This window comes from Gordonia otitidis NBRC 100426 (assembly GCF_000248075.1).
Taxonomy (GTDB): Bacteria; Actinomycetota; Actinomycetes; order Mycobacteriales; family Mycobacteriaceae; genus Gordonia; species Gordonia otitidis.
Window position 1 is genome coordinate 1 of the sequence record NZ_BAFB01000113.1, and the last position, 24,665, is coordinate 24,665.

General features: G+C 66.1%; 19 protein-coding genes. 7 read left to right on the plus strand and 12 right to left on the minus strand.

The genetic code is table 11. The features are described from left to right. The coding region (locus GOOTI_RS11570) for a TtfA family protein (RefSeq protein WP_007238775.1) at positions 1-181 on the minus strand (181 nt) is incomplete at its 3' end. A gap of 113 nt (positions 182-294) precedes the next feature. Further along, positions 295-1,326, minus strand: coding sequence for a D-2-hydroxyacid dehydrogenase (locus tag GOOTI_RS11575; protein WP_007238776.1), 1,032 nt, complete (start codon positions 1,324-1,326; stop codon positions 295-297). 86 nt (positions 1,327-1,412) lie between these two features. Between GOOTI_RS11575 and GOOTI_RS11580 the strand changes: the two genes are divergently transcribed. From GOOTI_RS11580 to GOOTI_RS11605, 6 genes are all read left to right on the plus strand, one after another. After that, the gene (locus tag GOOTI_RS11580; protein WP_007238777.1) at positions 1,413-2,741 is read left to right on the plus strand and encodes an aspartate aminotransferase family protein; all 1,329 of its coding nucleotides are present in this window, start codon (positions 1,413-1,415) and stop codon (positions 2,739-2,741) included. 9 nt (positions 2,742-2,750) lie between these two features. Next, positions 2,751-5,732, plus strand: a complete 2,982-nt coding sequence (locus GOOTI_RS11585) for an FAD-binding and (Fe-S)-binding domain-containing protein (RefSeq protein WP_007238778.1) — start codon at positions 2,751-2,753, stop codon at positions 5,730-5,732. Further along, positions 5,729-7,219 (plus strand): NAD-dependent succinate-semialdehyde dehydrogenase, encoded by a 1,491-nt coding sequence (locus GOOTI_RS11590; protein WP_007238779.1) that lies wholly within the window; start codon positions 5,729-5,731, stop codon positions 7,217-7,219. The genes GOOTI_RS11585 and GOOTI_RS11590 overlap by 4 nt, the downstream gene beginning before the upstream one ends. Before the next feature lie 65 nt (positions 7,220-7,284). Further along, the gene (locus tag GOOTI_RS11595) at positions 7,285-8,478 is read left to right on the plus strand and encodes a M24 family metallopeptidase (RefSeq protein ID WP_007238780.1); all 1,194 of its coding nucleotides are present in this window, start codon (positions 7,285-7,287) and stop codon (positions 8,476-8,478) included. Between the two features lie 9 nt (positions 8,479-8,487). Further along, positions 8,488-9,756, plus strand: coding sequence for an aminotransferase-like domain-containing protein (locus GOOTI_RS11600; RefSeq protein ID WP_007238781.1), 1,269 nt, complete (start codon positions 8,488-8,490; stop codon positions 9,754-9,756). Between the two features lie 42 nt (positions 9,757-9,798). Next, a complete protein-coding gene (locus GOOTI_RS11605) occupies positions 9,799-10,989 on the plus strand; it encodes a M20 family metallopeptidase (protein ID WP_007238782.1) in 1,191 nt (396 codons plus the stop codon). A gap of 41 nt (positions 10,990-11,030) precedes the next feature. Here GOOTI_RS11605 and GOOTI_RS11610 read toward each other — a convergent pair whose 3' ends face one another. From GOOTI_RS11610 to GOOTI_RS11630, 5 genes are all read right to left on the minus strand, one after another. Further along, positions 11,031-11,624, minus strand: a complete 594-nt coding sequence (locus GOOTI_RS11610) for a TetR/AcrR family transcriptional regulator (RefSeq protein WP_007238783.1) — start codon at positions 11,622-11,624, stop codon at positions 11,031-11,033. A 51-nt stretch (positions 11,625-11,675) separates the two neighbouring features. After that, positions 11,676-13,070 (minus strand): MFS transporter, encoded by a 1,395-nt coding sequence (locus GOOTI_RS11615; protein ID WP_007238784.1) that lies wholly within the window; start codon positions 13,068-13,070, stop codon positions 11,676-11,678. Between the two features lie 144 nt (positions 13,071-13,214). Further along, positions 13,215-13,952, minus strand: coding sequence for a GntR family transcriptional regulator (locus GOOTI_RS11620; protein ID WP_007238785.1), 738 nt, complete (start codon positions 13,950-13,952; stop codon positions 13,215-13,217). Between the two features lie 15 nt (positions 13,953-13,967). Next, complete coding sequence (locus GOOTI_RS11625) at positions 13,968-14,465, minus strand: DUF3830 family protein (RefSeq protein WP_007238786.1); 498 nt, start codon at positions 14,463-14,465, stop codon at positions 13,968-13,970. Between the two features lie 3 nt (positions 14,466-14,468). Next, on the minus strand, positions 14,469-15,905 hold the full coding sequence (locus tag GOOTI_RS11630; protein WP_039993991.1) for an amidase: 1,437 nt from the start codon (positions 15,903-15,905) through the stop codon (positions 14,469-14,471). A 73-nt stretch (positions 15,906-15,978) separates the two neighbouring features. Here GOOTI_RS11630 and GOOTI_RS11635 point away from each other — a divergent pair, with 73 nt between their 5' ends. Further along, positions 15,979-16,743 carry a maleate cis-trans isomerase family protein gene (locus GOOTI_RS11635; RefSeq protein WP_007238788.1) on the plus strand — a complete coding sequence of 255 codons (765 nt, stop codon included), beginning with the start codon at positions 15,979-15,981 and terminating at the stop codon, positions 16,741-16,743. Here the strand turns inward: GOOTI_RS11635 and GOOTI_RS11640 are convergent. The 5 genes from GOOTI_RS11640 to kdpA all read right to left on the minus strand — a co-directional run bounded on the left by GOOTI_RS11640 (position 16,688) and on the right by kdpA (position 24,638). Further along, on the minus strand, positions 16,688-17,398 hold the full coding sequence (locus GOOTI_RS11640) for a response regulator (protein WP_007238789.1): 711 nt from the start codon (positions 17,396-17,398) through the stop codon (positions 16,688-16,690). The genes GOOTI_RS11635 and GOOTI_RS11640 overlap by 56 nt on opposite strands. Beyond that, positions 17,395-19,914, minus strand: coding sequence for a DUF4118 domain-containing protein (locus GOOTI_RS11645; RefSeq protein ID WP_007238790.1), 2,520 nt, complete (start codon positions 19,912-19,914; stop codon positions 17,395-17,397). The genes GOOTI_RS11640 and GOOTI_RS11645 overlap by 4 nt, the downstream gene beginning before the upstream one ends. A gap of 84 nt (positions 19,915-19,998) precedes the next feature. After that, on the minus strand, positions 19,999-20,622 hold the full coding sequence (locus tag GOOTI_RS11650; protein WP_007238791.1) for a potassium-transporting ATPase subunit C: 624 nt from the start codon (positions 20,620-20,622) through the stop codon (positions 19,999-20,001). Positions 20,623-20,628: 6 nt separating this feature from the next. Further along, positions 20,629-22,803 (minus strand): potassium-transporting ATPase subunit KdpB, encoded by a 2,175-nt coding sequence (kdpB, locus tag GOOTI_RS11655; RefSeq protein ID WP_007238792.1) that lies wholly within the window; start codon positions 22,801-22,803, stop codon positions 20,629-20,631. Further along, positions 22,800-24,638: a potassium-transporting ATPase subunit KdpA gene (gene kdpA / locus GOOTI_RS11660; protein ID WP_039993992.1), complete on the minus strand. Its 1,839-nt coding sequence runs from the start codon at positions 24,636-24,638 to the stop codon at positions 22,800-22,802. Before kdpA ends, kdpB begins: the two co-directional genes overlap by 4 nt. Positions 24,639-24,665: the final 27 nt, after the last annotated feature.

Sequence of the window (24,665 nt, forward strand, 5' to 3'; positions counted from 1 at the left end):
TCGTCGCGCGATGAAACACCTTGCGCAGCTTGGTATCCGACGCGCGATACTTGAAGTCGTGGGCGTCGCCCCACACGGCGCGCTGATGGCGTGTACCGCTGGAGCGCTGCCGGTCGAGCCACAGCAACGCCGCCGCGCCGACAAGCGCCACGGCTGCGATCACGAAATAGACGATGGTCATCGCGCTATAGCCTACTTCAGGGTGCTCACACCCCGCGTGACCCCGCGACACGTCGCGCCAGCAGGCCGATCAGACAACCGACGCACCGGTCGACCATCCGCTGCGGATCGAGCTCACCGGCCCGACGCCACGTACCCACGATGCTTGTCGACGACGTTGCGCAGCGCTGCCGACAACTCCGCTCCGTGAGATGCGGGCCCCGCTTCGACGTACCGTCGCAGGTTGTCGAGGACCTGATCGGCGAGTTCGTCCCGCCAACCGACCACGTCGCCGCTCATGTGCGCCGAGATCGCCACGTTGTCGCAAGACCACAGCGGACTGTCGGCAGGGAGTGGTTCGGTGACGAAGACATCGAGCGATGCCGCACCAATGCCACCGTCGAGCAGGACGTCGGCGAGTGCCTGCTCATCGACGAGCCTGCCCCTGCCGACGTTGACGAGGTGCGCGTCGGATCGCATCGCTTTCAGCACGGAGGCATCGATCATGCCGTCGGTCTCGGGCGTGAGCGGCGCCACGACGACGACGTTGTCGAATTCTCCGACGTACTCGACGAGGTCGTCGGTCGCCCGCACCTCACCGAAGTCGGGATCGTCGTCGCGCACTCTGCGGCCGGCACCTGTGACGCGCATGCCGACCGCGCGCAGCAACCGCGCGATTGCCCGGCCGATCCCTCCGGTACCGATCACGAGTACCGACGATCCCGCCGTTCTGGTCGTTTCGCGCCACACCCATTCGTGCGCGGCCTGCAGTCGCGCCGAGGTGTGCAATTGCTTGTCTCGAGCCAGAATCGACGCGAGGACGAATTCTGCGATCGGCTGGTCGAAGACGCCGTGCGCGTTGGTAACGACGATGTCGGAGTCGGCCAACTCGCCGAACAGCAGTGAATCGACGCCTGCCGCGCAGACGTGCACCCACCGCAACGATTCCGTGGCGGTGCCCCAGTTGTCGCGCAGGGCACGGGAGAAGAAGTCCCACACCACGAGGACGTCGGCGCCCGGTAGCGCCTGTGGCAGGGTCTCGACGGTGCACTCACGCACGTCGGCGAGCGCTTCGAGCTCCGTCAGGTTGTACGGATTCGGTGCATCGTCGGCACCGAGCAGGACGAGGGTGGGGCGCACACGCGCGGGCGACACGGGTTCGGACATCCCCCCACCGTAGGCATTCGCCGTCGTCCCGGCAGCGTCAATGTCTAATTGTTGACAATCCGACGATCCGGGTACACCGTGTACCCATGACCGTCGTCGAATCGCCCCGCGTCCTCGCTCAGCAGACCGCTTCGCTCTCGCCGATCCTCAAGCAGGCGACACCCGTAATCGTCGACCACGCCCTGGGCTCCTGGATCCACGGCACGGACGGACGCGACTACCTCGACTTCACCACCGGGATCGGCGTCACCAGTACGGGTCACTGCCACCCGCGGGTCGTGGCAGCGGCCCAGGAGCAGTGCACCCGGATCATCCACGCGCAGTACACCACCGTGATGCACCCGCCGCTGCTCGAACTCACCGACAAGCTCGGCGCGGTACTGCCCATGGGGCTCGATTCTGTCTTCTACGCCAACTCCGGCTCCGAGGCAGTGGAAGCTGCGGTGCGTCTGGCACGCATGGCCACCGCGAAGCCGAACATCATCGTCTTCCAGGGCGGATTCCACGGGCGCACGGTCGCAGCGGCCAGCCTCACCACCGCGGGCACCCGATTCTCGGCGGGTTTCTCACCGCTCATGGGTGGCGTCCACATGGCACCCTTCCCCTACGCCTACCGCTACGGCTGGGACACCGACACCGCAGTCGACTTCGCGCTCAGAGAACTCGACTACCTGCTCACCTCACGGGTCGCACCCAACGACACCGCGGCATTCCTCATCGAACCGGTCCTCGGCGACGGCGGTTACCTCCCGACACCGCCACGATTCCTCGCAGGACTCCGCGAGCGCGCCGATCGTCACGGCATCCTGCTCGTCGTCGACGAGGTGCAGGCGGGTTTCGGTCGAACAGGCAAGTTCTGGGGGCATCAACACGCCGACGGCCTGACCCCCGACATCCTCATCACCGCAAAGGGTCTCGCATCCGGCTTCCCCATCTCGGCGATCGCGGCACCGACAGAGTTGATGAGCAAGGCGTGGCCGGGATCGCAGGGTGGCACCTACGGTGGCAACGCCGTCGCGGCGGCAGCGGCCGTCGCGACGCTCGACGTCATCGACGACGAAGGACTCGTCGAGAACGCCCGTGTCCGCGGTGAGCAGTTGCTGAGCGGCATCCGCGAAGTCACCGCGGGATACGACGTCGTCGGCGACGTTCGTGGACTCGGCCTGATGGTCGGTATCGAGTTCGTCGCACGCGACGGCGACGCGACGCGCCCCGACGCCGCTGCAGCTCTCGCCGTGCAACAAGCCACCACGCGCCACGGCCTGCTGACTCTCACCTGCGGTCCCGAGGGCAACGTCGTCCGCCTGATCCCGGCCCTCGTGGTCAGTGACGAGGAGATCGCCATGGGCACGAAGCGATTCGCTTCGGCGCTGGCCGAGGTCGCGGGCGAGCGCGCACACACCGACGGTTCGTAGCCGTACACGATGGTTCTCCAGCATCTGCCGACACCGACGACCTCCACGCGAAAGGCGTCCATCCCCGCAATCGTCACCGAACTGGCCGCGCTCGGCGTCGACGTCGACGCCTCCGCGCGTCGACTGTCCGAATACTCCTACGACGCATCCAATTACCGCGTGCGGCCGACGGCAGTGGTGTTCCCGCGCAACGCCGACGACGTCGTGCTGATCGCGCAGTGCTGTCATCGACTCGGTACGCCGATCATCGCTCGAGGCGGTGGAACGTCGATGGCGGGCAACGCCATCGGCACCGGCGTGATCCTCGACTTCTCACGCCACATGACGCGCGTCAACCGCATCGACGAGGACGCCGCGATCGCCGACGTCGAGGTGGGTGTCGTGCTGAGCCACCTCGCCGCGGCGACACGCAGCGCCACGGACGGCCGTCTCACTTTCGCCCCCGACCCGTCGTCGGCGTCGCGGGCGACTATCGGCGGCGCTATCGGCAACGATGCGTGTGGCAACCATTCGGTACGACACGGTCGCACCACCGACCACGTCGAGGCATTGCACCTCGTCACCGCCGACGGTTTACGGCTGACTGCAACGCGATCGGGCGTCGAACCGACATTCCCCGACGACCTGCCCGCTTCGGCTCGAGCCGACGAACTCACCGACGCCCTCGCCGAACTGACCAGACGCAACCTCGCGATCTTTCGTACCCAGCTCGAGCAGATCCCCCGCCAGGTGTCGGGATATCACCTGGCGCATCTTCTGCCGGAGAACGGTTTCGACGTCGCGCGCGCACTCGTCGGAAGTGAGGGCACGTGCGCTCTCGTGGTCGGCGCCAGAGTCCGGCTCGTGCCTGCACCGACGTCGCAACTGCTCGTCTGCGTCGGCTACCGGTCCGTCGCCGAGGCTGCGAGAGACGTTCCCGACATCCTTCCCTTCGCTCCGTCGGCGATCGAGGGAATCGATCGGGGAATCGTCGCCACGATGGCGGCCCGCCGCGGGCCGGAGACCGTCGCAGGACTCCCCGACGGAGACTCGTGGCTATTCATCGACCTCGACAACGAGAGCGCCGCAGCACAATCCGAGCCTGACGTACCCGCGACGGCCAAGCGGCTACTAGAGCACCTTCGCACACGGGGACGCATGGTCGACGCCGCGTTCGTCGACGACGAAACCCGCAGGCGCGCACTCTGGCGCGTCCGTGAGGACGGCGCGGGGCTGTCGGCACGCCTCGTCGATCCGGACGCCGAGGGTGAGTCTACCCATGAATCGTGGCCCGGCTGGGAGGACGCAGCCGTCGCACCCGACAGACTGGCCGACTACCTGGACGACTTCACCGCACTCCTCGACGAATTCGACCTCACCGGCGTCATGTACGGACACTTCGGCGCAGGGTGCATGCACGTGCGGATCACCTTCGACCTGCGCACCGCAGAGGGCCGTGACGTGATGTCCCGGTTCTGCACTCGGGCAGCGCAACTCGTCGTCTCACACGGCGGCTCGCTGTCAGGCGAGCACGGTGACGGGCGTGCACGTTCCGCGCTGCTTCCGATCATGTACTCCGACGCGATGCTGCACGCCTTCGCGGAGTTCTCCGAGATCTGGGATCCGACCGGCATCCTCAACCCCGGAAGCATCGTCGAACCGCGTCCCATCACCGCCGACCTCGCGCTTGCCGACGTGCCCGACCGTCAGTGGCACACGCACGGCACCAACGACTCGTCCGCGGGCTCGGTATCACTCGACCCGTTCGTCCATGCCGTCCAGGGATGCATCGGAGTCGGACGCTGCCGCACCACGAGCGGCGGTGTGATGTGCCCGAGCTACCGCGCTACGCGCGACGAGAAGGACTCGACGCGGGGCCGCGCCCGGGTACTGCAGGACATGGTGCGCACGGCCTCGAGCGTCGACTCCGGTTGGCGGTCAACCGAGGTGGCCGATGCACTCGACCTCTGCCTGTCCTGCAAAGCATGCTCGACCGACTGCCCGACCGGTGTCGACATGGCGTCGTTGAAGGCTGAGTTCCTCTCGCACCATTACCGCCGCCGACTGCGTCCGTTGTCGCACTATTCGCTCGGCTGGATGCCCGCGTGGCTTCCCGTCGCATCCGCGGTGGCGCCCGTGGTGAACCGGGCGCTCGACATACCGTTCGCGCGCGGGCTGGCAGCACGTGCCGGAGGACTCGACGCCCGCCGCGCGATGCCGCGATTCGCGGGCCGCCGCGCAGCACGCCGCACCAGGCGAGGATTACCGTCGACGCACAACGCCGACGTCGTCCTGGTCGTCGACACCTTCACCAAGGCGTTCCGGCCAGAGGTCGCGACCGCTGCCGCCACGGTACTCGGAGCCACCGGCGACACCGTGACCGCGCGCGACGACGTGTGCTGCGGCCTCACCTGGATCTCGACCGGACAACTCGATCACGCCCGAAAGGTACTGCGGCGCACCGCTGATCGACTCGACGACGGCACCGAACGCCCGATCGTGGTCGCCGAACCGAGTTGCGCCGCCGCACTGCGCACGGATCTACCCGAACTCGTCGACACACCGGCCGCGCGCCGGGTCGCGGCCCGCGTCAGCAGTTTCGCCACACACCTGCCCACGCTGGTCGACGCCGGGCTGCGCATCCCCGACCTTCCCGATGCGGTGACGGTGCAGACCCATTGCCACGAATATGCCGCGTTCGGCGCACAGTCGTCGACGAGCGCTCTAGGCGCGCTGGGGGTCGAGGTCACGACCGCGGACGGATGCTGCGGGGTTGCAGGCAATTTCGGCTTCGAACGTGGCCACTACGAGGTCAGCGTCGCGGTTGCCGAGAATGCGCTGGCTCCCACGCTGCGCGCAGCTCCCGACCGCCCGGTGATCACCGACGGATTCAGCTGCGCCATGAGCGTCGACCATCTGAACGCCACCGAACCCGGCGTCACCTCCCGTGGCCGCCACCTGGCCGAGGTGCTCGCCGAAGCCCTGAACCCATCCGAGGAAGGAACCCGATGACACTCACCGAGCCCCCACGGACGGTCGTATCCGACCTGCCGACCGATCTGTTCGTCGACGGCAGGTGGGTTCCCGCGGTGTCGGGTCGACGTTTCGACGTCGAGAATCCCGCGACCGGTGAGGCCTTGACCGCCGTTGCCGACGGAACCGCAGACGACGCTCTGGCCGCCCTGCGCGTCGCTGCGGATCGGCAAGCCGACTGGGCCGCGACGAGTCCGCGCGCCCGCAGCGAGATCCTCTACCGCGCGTACGAGCTGATCACCGCGCGCGCCGACGAGTTCGCCACCGTGATGACCACCGAGATGGGCAAGCCGTTCGCCGAGGCACGCGGTGAGGTCGCCTACGGTGCCGAGTTCTTCCGCTGGTTCGCCGAGGAGGCCGTCCGCGTCGGTGGTGATCATTTCCTCACCCCGGACGGCAACAACCGCGTCGTCGTGCAGCATCGACCGGTCGGGCCGTGCATTCTCGTGACCCCGTGGAACTTCCCGCTCGCGATGGGCACCCGCAAGATCGGACCGGCGATCGCCGCGGGCTGCACGATGGTGTTCAAACCGGCGGAACTCACGCCGTTGACGTCCCTCCTCCTCGCCGAGACGCTGAGCGAGGCCGGTCTGCCCGACGGCGTCCTCAATGTGGTGACCACCAGCAACCCCGGCGAGGTCGTCGGAACGTGGATGTCGTCCGGACTGGCACGCAAGGTCAGCTTCACCGGCTCGACGGCGGTCGGGAAGCTCCTGCTCCGGCAGGCCGCGGACACCGTGATGCGCACCTCGATGGAGCTCGGTGGCAACGCGCCGTTCATCGTGTGCGACGACGCCGACCTCGACCGCGCGCTCGAGGCAGTGATGGTCGCCAAGATGCGCAACACCGGACAGGCGTGCACCGCGGCCAACCGGATCTTCGTGCATCGCGACGTCATCGACGAGTTCTCCGACATGCTCACCCGACGCATGTCCGGACTGCGGGTCGGCGACGGCATGGCCGACGGGACAGACGTCGGGCCACTCGTCGAACGCAAAGCTGTCGACAAGGTCACCGAATTGGTCGACGACGCCGTCTCTCGCGGTGCGACCGTGCTCTGCGGAGGCATGCGCCCCGACGGGCCGGGCTACTTCTATCCGCCAACCGTGCTGCGCGACGTACGCGCAGACTCGATGCTCATGTCCGCCGAGATCTTCGGCCCTGTGGCGGCTCTGATCCCGTTTGACGGTCAGGGAGCCGACGCCGACGACGCCGTGATCGAGCTCGCGAACGCCACCCCCGCGGGCCTCGTCGGCTACGTGTGCAGCCGCGACGCCGAGCGCCTCGACGCCATCTCTTCGGGCCTGCGGGTCGGTATGGTCGGAGTCAACACGGGTCTGGTCTCCAATCCCGCGGCGCCGTTCGGCGGGATCAAGGAGTCGGGTCTCGGCCGCGAAGGCGGTCGTCTCGGCATCGAGGAGTTCCTCGACGTCGCATACACATCCACCCCGATTCGACGCCGTTGACAACCCCCTCGCTGACAACCCCCGCGATCACGACGCCCGCACTGACAACACCAAGGAGGCGATAGGTGTACCTCGGCGCCCAGCTGTTCACCGACAGCGAGTACCAGCAGCGGCTGACGCGCGTGCGCGAACGGATGGACCTGCAAGGACTCTCGGCGATCATCGTGACCGACCCTGCGAACATCTTCTACCTCATCGGGTACAACGCGTGGTCGTTCTACACCCCGCAGATGCTCTTCGTCCCGATCGAGGGCGACATGTTGTTCTTCGCGCGCGAGATGGATGCCCATGGCGCACACCGCACCACGTGGTTGCCCGAGGACCAGATCATCGGCTACCCGGAGAGCTACGTGCATCGCCCCCATGTCCACCCATTCGATTGGGTCGCGTGGGCGCTGCGCCAACGCCATCAGATCGCACCCGCGTCACGTGCCGGTTCAGTGGGGCTCGAGATGGACTCACACTTCTTCTCCCCCAAGGCTTATCGTGCGTTGTACAACGCGATACCGGAGTGGAAGCTGGTCGACAACTTCGAACTCGTCAACTGGGTGCGTTCGGTCAAGTCCGACGCCGAGGTGCAGTTGATGCGCCAGGCAGGCATGGTGTGTTCGGAGGCGATGCGTGCCGCCATCGAGACGATCGATGTCGGTGTGCGGCAATGCGACGCCGCTGCAGCGATCTCGCAGGCGCAGATCACCGGCACCGAACAGTTCGGTGGCGACTACCCTGCGATCGTGCCGATGATGCCAACCGGCGCCGCCGCCGACACACCCCACCTGACCTGGCACCAGGGAACGTTCACCGCGGACGAGGCCGTCGTCGTCGAGCTCTCCGGCGCCCACAATCGGTATCACTGCCCGCTCGCCCGCACCGTGGCACTGAGCACACCGTCGAAAGACCTCGACTACGTGGCAGGGGCAACGGCCGAGGGGCTCAACAATGTCCTCGAGGCGATCAAACCCGGTATCGCCACTCGCGAACTCGCGTCGACCTGGAACTGGACCCTCGCCAAGTACGGCCTCGAAAAGCCTTCTCGTCTCGGCTATTCCATCGGGATCGGCTACCCACCAGACTGGGGTGAGCGCACCATCAGCATCCGCTCCGAGGACGAGACCATACTGGAGACCAACATGACCTTCCACATCGTCTGCGGAATGTGGATGGACGACTACGGATTCGAACTCTCGGAGTCGGTACGCGTCAGCCCCACCGGTGTGGAGACCTTCACGGGGTTCCCGCGCGAACTGATCAGGAAATGAGGTGTCAGCATGACCATCACCAACGCCACAGCGGCCCCCGCAACCGAATCCCTCCACGATGTCCGGCGCGGAGCACAGACACTGCCGCTCGCCGGGCGCGCCAAGGATCTCGTCGGCTCGATGATCGACTCGTCGACCTCGTTACTGGCGTCCCAGACACACGACATCGTGCGGTTCGCGATGGGCTCACCTGCCGACGAGGCCGTGCCGGCCGAGGAGTTCCGTCGGATCGCCGGTGAGATCCTCGACAACTCGTCGTTCACCTACGGAGCCACCGAGGGCGAGCCGCGTCTGCTGCAGCTCCTCGTCGACTACCTGGCCACCACACCCGATCCGTCGAGTCACGACCGCCTCGTCATCACAACGGGCGGGATGCAGGGACTCGACCTCGCAGCCAAACTGTTCGTCGATCCCGGCGACCTCGTGGTGGTCGAATCACCGACGTACACCAACGGCAGCGCCACCGCGCTCTCCTACGGTGCGCAACTCCTCGAGGTGCCCGTCGACGACGACGGCATGCAGGTCGACACCCTCGAGGACCTCGTGGCACGCACCAGACGGACGCCCAAGGCGATCTACACGATCCCCACCTTCCAGAACCCGTCCGGGGTGACGATGTCGGAGGAGCGTCGACGTGAGCTGTTGCGGCTCGCGCATCAGTGGGGTGCAGTGATCATCGACGACGACCCGTACGGCCTGCTGCGTTTCTCCGGTGACGACGTCCCGACCTTCCAGACACTCTCACCGGGCGATCCGTTGATCTTCTCGGTGCGCACGTTCTCGAAGATCCTCGCGCCCGGCTGGCGGGTCGGCTGGGTCGACGCCGACCCGTCGCTCCGACAGCTCCTCATCAACGGCAAGCAGGCGATGGACACGTGCACCAACGTGCCCAACCAGCACATCGTCGCCGAATACATCGCGCGTGGTGGGCTCGAAGACCACCTCGCGGGTCTGCGTGTTCTCTATCGCGAGCGCAAGGACGCGATGATCTCGTCGATCGCGCGTCACTTCGGTGACCGGGTCACCACCACAGACCCCGACGGCGGCTTCTTCCTCTGGCTCACGTTGAGCGGCGAGTTCGCCGAGATCGACACCCGGGAGTTGTTCGAGATCGCACTCGCCGACGGTGTCGCGTTCATCCCGGGTCCCGCGCTGTCCCCGACGGGTCGGTTCCGCAATGCGCTGCGGCTGTGCTTCGCGTCGAGCACCCCGGAGCGGATCGACGAGGGAATTCGACGTCTCGCCGGAACCTGCGAGAGGATGGCACAGAACAGATGAGCCGCAGCGGGTGACCGCACGCAGATCAGGGAGGTCACGCCGGTGACGGTGAGCGAATCCGAGGCGGTACTGGCGCGGATCTGTCCGAACGAGATCGCCGCGCTCACCGGTGCACTGGTGGAGGCTCCCAGCGAGAATCCCGGCGGCACCGAAGAACGCGCGGTCGCCGTCCTCGACAACGCCTGCCGCGGTGCCGGGTTCACCGTCACCACCCACGAGGTGGCACCGGGACGGCCCAACCTGATCGCAACGCTGCCCGGCGGCGACGGACCGGGACTGATGATTCTCGGCCACTCCGACGTCGTTCCCGCGGGCCCCGGCTGGAGTGCCGACCCGTATCAGGCGCGGCTGGTCGACGGCATGCTCACGGGGCGCGGTGCCGTGGACATGAAGGGCGGTCTCGCCGCGGCGGTCGCGGCGATGTCCGCGCTGGCACCGCTTGCCGCGCACGGCGGCCTGTCCGGCCCCGTCCAACTGGTGTGCACCGTCGACGAGGAAGAACACGGCGCAGGTGTCCGCGACCTCGTCGGACGGCAGGACACCGCCCGCGACTTCCTCGGCTGCATCGTCGCCGAGCCGACCGATCTTCTCGTTGTCCGCGGCTGCCGGGGAGCGTCGTATCTGGAGATCGACATCAGAGGTAAGGCGGCGCACTCCGGTAGACCAGACGACGGCAGGAGCGCGATCTACGCGGCTGCGTCGATCATCGACATCATCCGCGCCGACCACGAATCGATGACCTCCCGAGCAGGCGGACTTCTCGGCTCGGGCACCTGGAACGTCGGAACCGTCAGCGGCGGTCAGGGCATCTCGGTGGTCGCGCCGATGGCGTCGTTGGGCATCGACCGTCGACTGATGCCGGACGAGAGCGCACACGAGGTCGCCGCGTGGTTGCGCGGGCGCATCTCTGCGGCGGGCATCGACTCAGACGGCATCGAGGTCGAGGTGGCGGTCACGATGGAGATGCCGGGTTTCGAGACTGCAGCCGACCACCGGCTGGTCACCGCCGCAGTCGACGCGTTGACCACCCTGAAGGTGGAGACATCCGTAGGGGGCTGGACCGCCGCCTGTGACGGCGGATTCGTCAGCCGCGACCTCGGCATACCCGCAATCGTCTGCGGGCCCGGCAACATCAACACACAGGCACACCAACCCGACGAGTCCGTCGCCGTCGACGATCTCGTCACCGCCGCCCGGGCCTACGCGCTGGTCGCGCTCGAACTGCTCGGCTGACTCCCCCATCCGACGGTCGATCACCGTCGGCTGGCTCATCGTCACCGGTCGGGCTTGTCGAGACCACCCATCTCGATCACCGCACGCACTGCGGACCGCACGCGCGCATCGACCTCCGTCGCCGACGCCTCGGAGAATTTCCCGCCCAGGTGCAGGAAAGCCAGGCCGTGCACCAGGGACCACATGGCAGTCGCCGCCGCCTCGGGGTCGGACGTCGAGACAGCCGCCGCCACAACGGAAGCCAGATAGTCGTGAATGACGGCCACGGCTTCGGCCCGCTCGGGGCTCGCTGGATCGCACCGCTCGGCGAACATCGCACGGAACAAGCCCGAACGCTCGAGTGCGAATCGCACATAGGCGACTGCGATGTCGCCGAGATCGTCGACACTCGTCGGCGCCGCACTGGCTGCACTCAATCGTTCGGCGAGTTCGCGGTAGCCGACGGCGGCCACACTCGAGACGAGAGCGTCGCGGTCCGCGAAGTGCCGATACGGCGCGGCAGGTGACACACCAGCACGACGCGCGACCGCGCGCAACGACAGGTCAGCGGAGCCGTCCTCTTCGAGCAGTCCGATCGCCGCCTGCACCAGTGCCGCGGCGAGGTCGCCGTGATGATAGGACGCTGGCCTCGACATGGTCGACATCCTATCGGCGGCGAGCGACGCCACGCGCGTGCTGGTGTCCCGTCAGCGAGTCGACGACGTCGTGGTCCCCTGCGGCACCGAGATGTCATCGGTGCGCTCGGGAATCGCCGTGCCGCGCAACGAGGCTCCGGCAGTCTCCTTCAAGAAGACCAGTGCGACCATACCGATCAGACACGCGCCCATCATGTAGACCGCGGGGAAGAGGTTCCACCCCGTGTCGCTCACCACCGCGTCGTTGACCAGCGGGGCAGTTCCGCCGAAGGCCGCGGTGGCCACGTTGTAGGAGATCGCGAATCCGGCGTAGCGCACCTGCGTCGGGAACATTGCAGGGAACGTCGCGGAAATGGTCGAGAGCTGCGGCACGTAGAACAAGCCGAGGATCACGAATCCCACGATCGCCCAGACGAATCCCTTACCCATCAACCAGTACAGCGGCAACGCGAGCACGAAGAGCCCGATCAGGGAGATCCACCACATCGGCTTGCGGCCGGTCTTGTCCGACGCCGCTCCGAAGAACGGGATGACCGCCATCATCGCGAGCTGTCCGATCAGCACCACGGTGGAGCCCGACGACTCGGAGAGTCCAATCGTTTCCTTGAGGTAGGTCGGCTGATAGGCGAGCAGAGTGTAGTTCGCGACGTTCAGCGCGATGACCATGCCGAACATGATGAGGATCGGCTTCCAGTAGTTGACCAACAGATCCTTGAAACGCGTGTAGGCGTTTCCGGTGATCTCGTCGCGCTTGTCGAGTTCTTGGAAGACCGGGGTGTCCTCGAGTTGCGATCGCAGATACAGACCTATCAGGCCGAGCGGCAGCGCGATCAGGAACGGGATGCGCCAGCCCCACGTCTGCATCTGGTCGTCGGTGAGCAGCACTTCGAGCAGCAACACGATCGCGGTACCGGCACTGAAGCCGGCCAGAGTGCCGAACTCCAGGAGCGAGCCGTACTTGCCGCGCTTGTTGTCCGGTGAGTATTCGGCCATGAACGTCGCGGCACCGCCGTACTCACCGCCGGTGGAGAAGCCCTGGACCACGCGCAGCGCGATCAGCAGGATAGGCGCCCACACCCCTGCCACCGCGTGGGTCGGCAGCACACCGATGAGAGCGGTTGCACCGGCGATCAGCAGGATGGTGATCGCGAGCACCGACTTTCGTCCGATGCGATCGCCGATCGGACCCCAGATCATGCCGCCGAGTGGGCGAAGCACGAACGAGATGGCAAAACCGAGCATCGTGCCGATGGATCCGAGATCACCGGGAAAGAATGCGTGTGTGAGATATGTCGCCGTCGCGGCGTAGACGCCGTAGTCGTACCACTCGGTCGCATTTCCGATTGCTGATGCGCCGATTGCTTTGCGCAGTAGTGCTTTACCTTCTCGCGATTCCGGATCGGGTGCGAGTTCCTCATAGGTTGCCGAGGAGTTTGCCGTAGCCATCTGTGCCTTCCTGGAGAAAATCAGGGCCAGTGTGTCTTACCGGTGACTCACATCGGTGGGCGGTGATCGGCTCGTGCGGTGCGACATCGGCGGACCCTCACCACATTTCTGGAAGTGAAGGGAGCATCGCCGGCCTGCTGCCTGCTACAGAGCTACTTCTGCAGGCGACACGTCGTCCCGGTCGGCGTCGCCGACCAGTCGATGCAGTCCGTCCCGCATGTGTTCGATCATCAGCACGTCGGCCGCCGCCGCATCCCCTGCTGCGATGGCGTCCACCAATGCCTGGTGTTCGTCTGTGCGTTCCTTTCCCGAGGAATAGGTTCCCCGCATCGCGCGCAAGCACATTCGCGTCTCCACGAGAATCGTGCTGTGCAAACGCGATAGTCGTTGACTCCGCGCGTGATCCACCAGTGTCTGGTGGAACCGCATATCCGCTTCGGCCATGTCTGCGCCGTTCGGATCGTCTATATGTCGCCGCATCTGCGCGACCGCCTCGCCGAGGGCTTCCACCGCTTCCGGATCCGCATGGGCTATCACCTGTTCGATCGCAGCTCGTTCGACTGCGGTTCGCGCGACATACATGTCGCGGATGTCGTCGTCATCCATCGAGACGACGAACAGGCCACGGTTGCGATGGCTGACCAGCAGCCCCTCGGCTGTGAGTCGTTGCATCGCCTCGCGCAGTGGTCCGCGGCTGACCCCGAGGTCGGCCGCGAGACCCGCTTCTGTCAATTGTGAACCGGACGGAAAGTTACCGTTCGCGATCGCATCATGCAACTTCCGAGCGATGATCGCGGGAGTCGACTCCTGTTCGATCGGCTCGAGCACCCGTCGGCGTCCCGCCGACTTTCCGCGGTGTCCGTCTGTTGCCATCGTGATCATCCTCTTCTTCGTACTCTATGCGCGCGCAAATGTCAGGGTTTCGCCGCGAGCGCCACCCATCCACACGTCGTTACATGCAGCGGCGAACTCGGTGAGGCCCTCCGTGATGGTGGCGAACACATTTCCCGGAACCCAGCCGACGTCGCCGTTGACCAGCAAGTTGTTTCGTCCGTAGAAGACAGCGAGGTCGATCAGTAGCGAGTGTTCGGATGGAGCTGCACTCGATTCGTAACCGTAAGCGGGATTGTCCAGTACACCGTCGAAGGTGAAATAGCAAAGGTCGCCGGGGATCGGCGTCACCGTTGTGTTCTCCGGCCCGGGTTCGTGTTCGGCGAATGCGGGGGTGAGCGTGTAGATCTCGTTGCGCGCGAACTTGCCGTGGAACACCTGACCGCCCAACGGGAGTGCGTCCCACACCGCGGCGGCTGTGCGCGGGGCCTCGTCGTCGAGCAAGCGGGCTCGCGCACTGACCTCACGCGACGTGAGTGTGACAACGATGAATCTGTCGGCCACGGATCATCCTGACTTTCGTTGATGGGCAGATGAAATGATCGACGCGAAAGGCGCTGCGGTTTCGTACGCGGCAGCCACACGCAGTACCGTCGCATCGTCATGTCGAGCGCCCACGAGCTGTATCCCGGTGGGCAACAGCGATTCTCCGGATGCAGCGAGCCCGCTCGGTACGGTGATCGCCGGTTGGCCGGTGAGATTGAACGGGTAGCTGTAGGGCGTCCACGACGTCCAGTCCTGCGACGACGACCCGGCAGGCACGTCGACGCCGGCCTCGAAGGCAACCGATGGCATCGACGGTGTCACCAGGATGTCGAATCTTTCGTGCAGGGCACCCATCTGCGTACCCATCGACATCCTCAGCGCAGTCGCGTCGACGTAATCCTGCGCGCTGAAGTCACGGTGTCGCTCGAGGGCTGCGAGCAATTTCGGGTCGACGAGCCGGCGTGCTGCCCCGTCGAGTGCGCCGACGACGGCGGCAGCGCCTGCGAACCACACCGTGTGGTAGGCCCACACCGGATCGTCCCAGCCGATGTCGACTTCTTCCACCTCGGCACCAAGCGACCGCAGCACCTCCACGGCTGCGTCGGTATTCGCCTGCACCGCCTCATCATTGGTTGCATAGCCGAGGTCGGGACTGTAGGCGATGCGCACTCCCACAAGACTGCCGTCGCCTGCGGCGAGCGTGGCTGCGGCCGGGTCGGGGGTCGCCGCGGCCGACCAGTCGCGTGAGTCGAATCCGCTGAGCACGTCGAGCAACAGTGCACAGTCGACGACGGTCCGTGTCATAGGTCCGACGTGGGCAACCGGAGCGAACGGGCTCGGCGGATACATCGGCACCCTGCCGAGGGTCGGCTTGAATCCGACGATGCCGCAGAACGCGGCGGGAATCCGGATCGAGCCACCTCCGTCGGTACCGACCGAGAGGGGTCCGAGGCCTGCCGCGAGCGCGGCAGCGCTACCGCCGCTGGAGCCGCCCGAGGTTCTATCCGGCGACCAGGGGTTGCGCGTGACGCCGGTGCGGGGGCTGTCGGTCACGCCTTTCCAACCGAACTCGGGCGTTGTGACCTTCCCGAGTGGCACTGCTCCGGCTTCCCGCAATCGAGCAACGGCGGGGGCGTCGACGTCCCATGGCTGCGCTTCGGGTGTGATGGTCAGTGAGCCGCGCAGCGTCGGCCAGCCGTCGGTGAGCAAGAGATCCTTGATCGACACCGGCACACCGTCGAGGGGGCCGCGAGCGGCCGACGCCGCGTATCGCGCCGCAGACTCCCGTGCCGCGCCCATCGTCGTATCCGGGTCCACGAGGCAGTAGGCATTGATCTCGGCGTTCACCTCGGCGATGGTGTCGAGTAGTTCCGCCGCGACGTCGACGGGACTGAGCAATCCGCTGCGATAGGCATCACCGAGTTCCGACGCCGACATCGCGCGTATTGAGTCCTGCATGGTCACCTCGGGTTCCGATACGGTGTGAGAGACAATTGTTTGATTGTTGACAATCTAGTCGGGAGGACCATCCGTGACAACCGCTGCAATCGCAATTCTCTACCCGGGCCATGCAGCCGAAGACGACTACCGACTGATCGAGGACGCCCTCGGACACACGATCGAGTTGCCCGTGGTGATCACCGAGATCGACTCCGACGATCACACGGTCGGCGCCATGCGTGCTGTCGGTGAGTCCGATCGGCTCCTCGAAGGCGCTCACCGAGCACGCGCACACCAACCCGCGGCACTCATGTGGGCGTGCACCTCGGGCAGCTTCCTGTACGGCTGGGAAGGGGCCCACCGCCAGGCACAGACCCTGTCGGAGGCCACCGGACTGCCCGCGTCGTCGACCTCACTCGCATTCGCGGGTGCGTGCCACGCCCTGGGCATCGACACGGTGTCGATCGCGGCGAGCTATCCCGCCGAGGTCGCGACGGGTTTCACGACATTCCTCGGCGGCGCAGGCATCGACGTCGTCGACCTGTTGGCCCACGACATCCTCACCGCTTCCGACGCGGGCACCCTCGACGGTGACGCGCTGTTCGACATGGTGCTCGACGCAGACCGTCCCGCGGCGCAGGCTGTTCTCGTGCCCGACACGGCGTTACACACCATTGCCTGGATCTCCGACCTCGAGCAGCAGATCGGTAAACCCGTGCTCACCGCGAATCAGGTGACAGCCTGGGAGGGTGCGAGACTTGCGGGTCTGACCCCGCACAGCGACAAACTCGGTGGATTGTTCACTGCGGCGCCGTATGCCCACGCACGAAGCGATATCCCATCCCGGCCTCGGTGAGCAGGTGCACCGGATGTGCCGGGTCGTCCTCGAGTTTGCGACGCAGACTGGCCAGGTACACACGCAGGTAGTTGGTCTGGTTGAGATACTTCGGACCCCACACGGTTGACAGAATCTCCCGCTGCCCCACGAGTTTTCCCTCATTGCGCACCAACAGTTCCAGAATCCCCCATTCGGTCGGCGTCAGGTGCACCTGCTCGCCGTGACGGGATACCTGCTTGGCACTGAGGTCGACGACGAAGTCACCCGCGTCGACGACCGGCACCTCCGACGCATCGGGTGCAGCGACCCCGCGACGCACCGCTGCACGCAGTCTCGCGAGGAACTCGTCCATCCCGAACGGTTTCGTCACGTAGTCGTCTGCACCTGCATCGAGCGCCGCCACCTTGTCGACGGACTCGCCACGCGCCGACAACACGATGACCGGCACGTTGGTCCAGCCCCGAAGCCCCTCGAGGACGGTGAATCCGTCGATGTCGGGCAGGCCGAGGTCGAGCACCACGACCTGAGGATTCACCTTCGCCGCCGCGGTGAGCGCAGCCGCGCCGGTCGATGCCGTCGTGACGGCGAATCCACGCGCGGAGAGGTTGATCCGCAACGCGCGCAACAACTGTGGCTCGTCGTCGACAACCAGCACCCGGATTCCCTCACTCATGAGTCGTCTCCTGCGGGCAGGGAAACCACCATCGTGGTCCCACCCCCGGGGGTCTGCTCGACGCCGAGCTTTCCACCGATGGCAGCCGAGAAGCCTTGTGCCACAGACAGGCCCAGACCGACGCCACCGTCGGCTCCGTTGCGGTCACCACCTTGGACGAACGCGTCGAAGATCTGGTCACGTCGATCGGCCGGAATGCCCGGCCCATGGTCGATCACACGGATGACCGTACGCGCCGACCCGTCGTTGTCGCTCTCGGACTCCGCTGTGACCGCGACCCCACCGCCACCTCCGTGGCGCACCGCGTTGTCGATCAGATTGGCCAGCACCCGTTCGAGCAGACCTCCATCGGTGTATGCCCACATGGCGTGGAACGTGAAGGCGATCTCGGGGATCGGTCCGCCGACCCAGCTCACCGCGGTTGCCGCTCGATGTACCACCTCCACGAGGTAGGTGCGCTGCAGTTTCGGGCGCACCGCTCCGGCGGCGAGCCGGGAGGAATCGAGCAGATTGCCCACCAGCGCTGACAGATGGTCGACGGATTCCTCGATGGTCGCGAGAAGCTCGGAGGTGTCCTCCGGGCTGAACGTCACGTCGCTGGCGCGCAGACTCGACACGGCAGCTTTCGCACCCGCCAGGGGCGTCCGCAGGTCGTGACTCACCGCGGAGAGCAGTGCACGTCGCATCTCGTCGGTCTGCGCCAGCGCACGGGCCTCGGCGGCCTCGCGTTCGAGTCGACGACGCTGCACCGCTCCGGCCGCCTGGGTGGCCACCGAGGCGAGCACTCGGCGATCGCGGCCACCGAGCTTGGGCCCGCGCAACAGCAATTCGTATTCGCCGCCGGGCACCGGGCACACGGTATCGGCGTCTTCGGCGCGCCGCGGCGGGTCGTCGCCCACAGCGGCGTCGACCATCGGTCTGTCATCGACGGCGTGCACCACCGAGACGGCACTCTGGTCGTAGGTTTCGCGGACCCGCGCGAGCAGCGCCGAGACGTCGGCACCGCCGAGGACGGCGTCGGAGAACAACGCCAGCAACTCGGCGTCGCGACTGGCGAGACTGGCCTGGCGCCGCCTGCTCGCTGCCGAATCCACCAGCGCGGCAACTGCTATCGCGATCACCAGCATGACCAGGATGGTGATCAGATTGTCGGGTTCATTGATGGTGAACGTGAACCGCGGATCGGTGAAGAAGTAGTTGAGCAGTAGCCCCGACACCACCGCCGACAACGCTGCCGGTCCGATACCTCCGAGCATCGAGACCGCGAGGACCGTCACGAAGAACAACGCGGACTCGCTGGCGAACCCGAGCCAACGGTCGAGGATCGCGAGCACACCGGTCACGAGGAGTGGTACGACGATCGCGGCGACCCAGCTCAGCGGACGGTGGAATCGCGTGTCTCGGATGTCAAGGCGATTGCGGCGTCGCGTCTCGTCGTGGGTGACCATGTGGACGTCGATCTTGCCGCTGTGTGCAACGACGTTCGCGCCGACGCCCTCGTCGAACAGACGTTGCCACCGCGGTCGGCGAGAGGTGCCCAGCACCAGCTGGGTCGCGTTGACGCCGCGCGCGAAGTCGAGGAGCGTCGACGGGATGTCGTCACCGACGATCGTGTGGATACGTGCCCCGAATCCCTTGGCCAACTCGTGCAGTCGTGACAGATCCGCTGCAGGCGTCCCGACGAGTCCGTCGCCACGGACCACATGCACCACGACCAGTTCGGCGCTCGATCGCGACGCGATCCGACTGGCCCGGCGCATCAACGTCGCCGATTCCGGTCCCCCGGTGATCGCCACAACCACACGTTCGCGGGCTTCCCACGTGTCGGTGATCGCGTGTGCTGCCCGATAGTCGGCGAGATTGTCGTCGACGCGATCGGCCAGCCACAGCAGCGCCAACTCGCGTAGAGCGGTGAGGTTGCCCTGCCGGAAGTAGTTCGAGAGCGCTCCGTCGATGCGTCCGGCCGGGTACACCTTGCCCGCGCTGAGGCGTTGGCGCAGCGCCTGGGGGGCTATGTCGACCAGTTCTATCTCGTCCGCGGCACGCACCACGGCGTCGGGAACGGTTTCACGCTGGATGACGCCGGTGATCTGCGCGACCACGTCGTTCAGGCTTTCCAGATGCTGCACGTTGACGGTCGTCAGCACGTCGATGCCCGCGTTGCGCAGCTCTTCGATGTCCTGCCACCGCTTGGCGTTTCGAGATCCCGGAGCGTTGGTGTGCGCGAGTTCGTCGACCAGTGCGACCCGTGGGGCACGTGCCAGCACGGCATCGAGATCCATCTCCTCGAGGACCGCGCCGCGATAGACCTCATCGCGGCGCGGGATCTCCTCGAGTCCCTCGGTTAGCGCAGCCGTGGCCGACCGGCCGTGTGACTCGACCACCGCGATCACCACATCGACACCCTCGTCGGCGAGACCTCGTGCATGCGAGAGCATTTCGTAGGTCTTGCCGACACCGGGCGCACACCCGAGGAAGACTTCGAGCCTTCCCCGGGCGTCGGCACCTGAACCCATGGACGTGAGTCTAATCAGGGCTGACGGTCGACCGGCGCGACGTGCTCGTCCACACCGACCGGCCCCTCACCCGGTGATCGGTGCTCATTTGCACGCCGTGTGTCCCAGCGCGAGGTTCACCTCGAGGACGTTGACGCGCTCCTGCCCCAGGAATCCCCACTGCCTGCCGGAGGTATGGGCGTCGACGACCTCACGAATCGCACTCTCCGACTTCCCGGTGTTGCGCGCGATACGCGGGATCTGGATCGCCGCGTACTCCGGACTGATCTGCGGGTCGAGGCCCGACCCGGAACCGGTCACCGCATCCGCGGGTACCGCCGACGGTTCGACCCCCTCACGCTGCGCTATCAGCGCACGCCGTGCGGCGATGTTGTGTTCGAGGGTCTCGCTGTTGGGTCCCTGGTTGCTCGCGGCCGATGCCGCCGGATCGCCGGTGGCCATCGGGTCGTCTGCCGACCCGAGTACCCGAGAGTGCAGGAAGGTGTCGGCCGCCCCGCTCGGTGCCTTCGGATCGAGCCCGATGAGCGTCGACCCTGCGTTGCAACCCTTCGCGTCGGTCACCTGTGAGCCCTCCGCGGAGTTCGACCCCACGCGCGACGCCGCCCAGACGACAGTCGGGTAGGCTACGCCGAGAATGACGGTCAGCGCCGCGAGCATCGCGAATGCCACGACGCACTGCCGGATGAATCCGGACGTGATGGTGTTCATGAGCGATTACCCCATTCCCGGGAGAAAGCGAACGACGAGATCGATGAGCCAGATCCCCACGAACGGGGTGATCACGCCACCGACGCCGTAGATGAGTAGGTTGCGCCCCAACAACTTCGACGACGAGCTGGGCCGATACCGCACACCGCGCAGTGACAGCGGGATCAACGCCACGATGATGAGCGCGTTGAACACCACCGCCGACACGATCGCCGACTGGGCCGAGTGCAGCCGCATGATGTTGAGGGTGTCGAGCTGGGGATAGATGCTCACGAACATGGCCGGCAGGATGGCGAAGTATTTCGCGAGGTCGTTGGCCAGCGAGAACGTCGTGAGCGCGCCGCGGGTGATCAGCAACTGTTTGCCGATCGCGACGATGTCGATGAGCTTGGTCGGGTCGGAGTCGAGGTCGACCATGTTGCCGGCCTCCTTGGCAGCCGACGTCCCGGAGTTCATCGCGACGCCCACGTCGGCCTGCGCGAGCGCGGGCGCATCGTTTGTGCCGTCGCCGGTCATGGCGACCAGACGACCACCGGACTGTTCGGCACGGATCAAGGCCAGCTTGTCCTCCGGCGTTGCCTCGGCGACGAAGTGATCGACACCCGCTTCCTCCGCGATCGCCCGTGCGGTGAGCGGATTGTCGCCGGTGACCATGACGGTGCGGATACCCATCTCGCGCAACTGCGCAAAGCGTTCCGTCATACCGGGTTTCACGACGTCCGAGAGCTGGATGACGCCGAGCACGCGCGGGGCGTCGACCACGGCCGTCGTCCCCCTTGTTGACGCCGAGACCTCACCGTTCACGGCAACGACCAGGGGGGTGCCGCCGCGCGTCGAGATCTCGGCGACACGCTCGGTGACCTCACGTGGCATCGTCCCGCCGAGCGCGGCCACCCATCGCGCGACGGCATCGGCAGCGCCCTTGCGGTACTCGACCGTGGTATCGGCTCCCGCGTACACGTCGATACCGCTCATCCGCGTCTCCGCGGTGAAGGGCACCACCTCGTACTCGGGATGCTCGTGCCCGCGGGTGGCAGCGAGTGCTTCCGCATCGGCGGGCACGACGTCGTGCTCGTCGAGACACAGTTCGACGATGCTGCGGCCCTCAGGTGTGTCGTCGGCGAGACTGCACCGGTAGGCGACCTCGGCGAGCTCTGCAGTCGACGTACCCGGCCCAGGGAAGATCTCGGTGGCCCGCCGATTGCCGAAGGTGATGGTTCCCGTCTTGTCGAGGAGCAGGGTGTCGATGTCACCTGCTGCCTCCACCGCTCGTCCCGACATGGCGAGTACGTTGCGCTGCACCAGGCGATCCATGCCCGCGATGCCGATCGAACTGAGCAGTGCCCCGATCGTCGTCGGGATCAGACACACGAGTAGCGCGATCAGTTTGATGGCGTCCGGGCTCTGGCCCGCATACTGCTGCATCGGTCCGACGGCGACCACCGCGAGGAGGAAGATCACCGTCAGGCTGGCGAGCAGGATGTCGAGCGCGATCTCGTTGGGTGTCTTCTTGCGCGACGCCCCTTCGACGAGCGCGATCATCCGGTCGACGAAGCTGTCGCCGGGTGCGGCAGTGATCTTGACGACGATGCGGTCGCTGAGCACCACGGTGCCACCGGTCACCGCGCACCGGTCACCACCCGATTCACGCACCACGGGCGCGGACTCACCGGTGATGGCCGATTCGTCGACGGTCGCGATGCCGTCGACGACGTCCCCGTCACCTGCGATCACCTCGCCTGCCTCGACGACGATGAGGTCGCCGACCGTCAGCGCGGTGCCGGACACCTGCGAGATCGATCCGTTCTCGTCCAGTCGCCGGGCCATCGTGTCGCGCTTGACCTTTCGCAGCGAGTCGGCCTGCGCACGACCACGCCCCTCGGCGACGGCCTCGGCCAGGTTGGCGAACAGCACCGTGAACCACAGCCATGCAGCGATCAACCACGCGAACCACGACGGTCGCCAGATGGCGAGGACCGTGGTCACGATCGATCCGATGTAGACCACGAACATCACCGGATTGCGAGCCTGATCGCGCGGGTTGAGTTTCCGCAGCGCCTGCGGAACCGAGGTGAGGAGTTGTCGTGGATCGAATGATCCACGTGAGACGAGTTGTGTCTCGTCCTGCCCGGCCGACGCCTCCTCGGACGTCACGTCGGATTCGATGGTGTTGACGCTCACAGAAGTGCCTCCGCGATGGGTCCCAGCGCCATGGCCGGGAAGAAGGTGAGACCGGCGACGAGAACGATCGTGCCGAGCAGGAGTGCGCCGAAGAGCACCCCGTGTGTGGGGAGATTGGCTTCGGCCCTGACGGCTTCCTGTCGCTCGAGGACCGCAACGACCCCACTACCGCCGGTTGAGCTGCCCACGCCGGTTGAGCTGCCCTCGCCGGTTGAGCTGCCCACGCCGGTTGAACTGCCCTCGCCGGTTGAGCTTGTCGAAACCCCGTCGGCCGAGACCACGCCCCGCGGCCGTTGCCGTCCGAGCAACCCGGCGAGCGCGAGCACGAACACGATCGGCAGGAACCGGCCGAACAGCATGGCCAAGCCGAGTGATGTCTGGAACCAGTCGCTGGTGACGGTCAGGCCACCGAACGCGCTGCCGTTGTTGTTGGCTGCCGATGCGTAGGCGTAGATCACCTCGGAGAAGCCGTGGATCGAGCCGGGCGTACCGGGGGCGCCGCTGTTGCCCTGAGCGTCGAGAGTAGAGCTCATGGCCACGCTGATCCCGACCCCGACCAGCACGAGGGCAGGCATGACCAGCACATACAGTGCGGCCATGGTGATCTCGTTCTGCCCGATCTTCTTGCCGAGGAACTCCGGCGAGCGCCCGACGAGCAGCCCGCCGACGAACACGGTCACCACAGCCATCATCAGGATTCCGTAGAGCCCTGTACCGACTCCGCCTGGCGCGACCTCGCCGAGCAGCATGTTCCAGATCACCGCGCCACCGCCGCCGGCCGAAAGGCTGTCATGTGCGGAATTTACTGCGCCTGTGGACGTTCCGGTCGTCGACACGGCGAACAACGCGCTTCCGGGAATACCGAATCGCTGTTCCTTGCCCTCCATCATCGCGCCGGCCGCCTGTGCCGCCAGTCCGTGTGCGTGCGACTCGAAGCTCCACACGAGTGCGAGCATCACGCCCCAGATCGTCGCCATCACACCGAGCAGCGTCAGCCCCTGGCGACGGTCGCGCACGAGCGTCCCGTAAGTGCGGGTCAGGCATACCGGAATGATGAGAATCGCAAGGATTTCCACGACGTTGCTCAACGGCGTCGGATTCTCGAACGGGTGCGCCGAATTCGCCGAAAGGGTTCCGCCGCCGTTGGTGCCGAGTTCCTTGATCGCTTCCTGAGAGGCGAACGGCCCCACCATGCTCTGCGCATGCTCACCCGACATCGTCGTGAACCCGAAACTGCTGTGCCACGACTGCACCACACCCTGAGTGAGCAGGATCGCCGCGACGATCACACTGAGCGGCAGAAGGATTCGGACACAGGTGCGAGTCAGATCGACCCAGAAGTTGCCGATCAACCCGTTACCGCGTCGATTCACCAATCCCCTGATCAATGCGACCGCCACTGCCATCCCGACCGCAGCCGACACGAAATTCTGCACCGCGAGGCCGAGCATCTGCGAGAGATTGCTCATCACGGCCTCGGGCGAGTACGACTGCCAGTTGGTGTTCGTGACGAATGAGATCGCTGTGTTGAAAGCCGTCGCCGGGTTCACGCCGCCCTTGCCGTCCGACCACGGCAAGACTCCCTGCAGACGCTGCAGCAGGTAGAGGAACAGGAACGAGATCAGCGAGAACGCCAGGACCGCAAGGGTGTATCCCACCCACGTCTGTTCACGCCGCGCATCGACACGGGCCAGCGAATAGATCGCGCGCTCCGGCAAAAGGTCGCGTGTGCTTCGGTACACACGCGCCATGTAGTCGCCGAGCGGCACATAGACGGCTGCGAGCACCACGATGACGAATGCCACCTGGAGCGCCGCCGCAACGGAAGAACTCACGAACACAACCTCTCGAACTCGGCCGAC

Excerpts from the sequence above, each read along its gene's own strand:
- GOOTI_RS11620 (WP_007238785.1), bottom strand. The coding sequence starts at position 13,952 with ATGATCACGATGGCAACAGACGGACACCGCGGAAAGTCGGCGGGACGC.
- GOOTI_RS11590 (WP_007238779.1), top strand. The coding sequence starts at position 5,729 with ATGACACTCACCGAGCCCCCACGGACGGTCGTATCCGACCTGCCGACC.
- GOOTI_RS11610 (WP_007238783.1), bottom strand. The coding sequence starts at position 11,624 with ATGTCGAGGCCAGCGTCCTATCATCACGGCGACCTCGCCGCGGCACTG.
- GOOTI_RS11580 (WP_007238777.1), top strand. The coding sequence starts at position 1,413 with ATGACCGTCGTCGAATCGCCCCGCGTCCTCGCTCAGCAGACCGCTTCG.
- GOOTI_RS11650 (WP_007238791.1), bottom strand. The coding sequence starts at position 20,622 with ATGAACACCATCACGTCCGGATTCATCCGGCAGTGCGTCGTGGCATTC.
- GOOTI_RS11640 (WP_007238789.1), bottom strand. The coding sequence starts at position 17,398 with ATGAGTGAGGGAATCCGGGTGCTGGTTGTCGACGACGAGCCACAGTTG.
- GOOTI_RS11645 (WP_007238790.1), bottom strand. The coding sequence starts at position 19,914 with ATGGGTTCAGGTGCCGACGCCCGGGGAAGGCTCGAAGTCTTCCTCGGG.
- GOOTI_RS11585 (WP_007238778.1), top strand. The coding sequence starts at position 2,751 with ATGGTTCTCCAGCATCTGCCGACACCGACGACCTCCACGCGAAAGGCG.
- GOOTI_RS11575 (WP_007238776.1), bottom strand. The coding sequence starts at position 1,326 with ATGTCCGAACCCGTGTCGCCCGCGCGTGTGCGCCCCACCCTCGTCCTG.
- GOOTI_RS11615 (WP_007238784.1), bottom strand. The coding sequence starts at position 13,070 with ATGGCTACGGCAAACTCCTCGGCAACCTATGAGGAACTCGCACCCGAT.
- GOOTI_RS11600 (WP_007238781.1), top strand. The coding sequence starts at position 8,488 with ATGACCATCACCAACGCCACAGCGGCCCCCGCAACCGAATCCCTCCAC.
- GOOTI_RS11630 (WP_039993991.1), bottom strand. The coding sequence starts at position 15,905 with ATGCAGGACTCAATACGCGCGATGTCGGCGTCGGAACTCGGTGATGCC.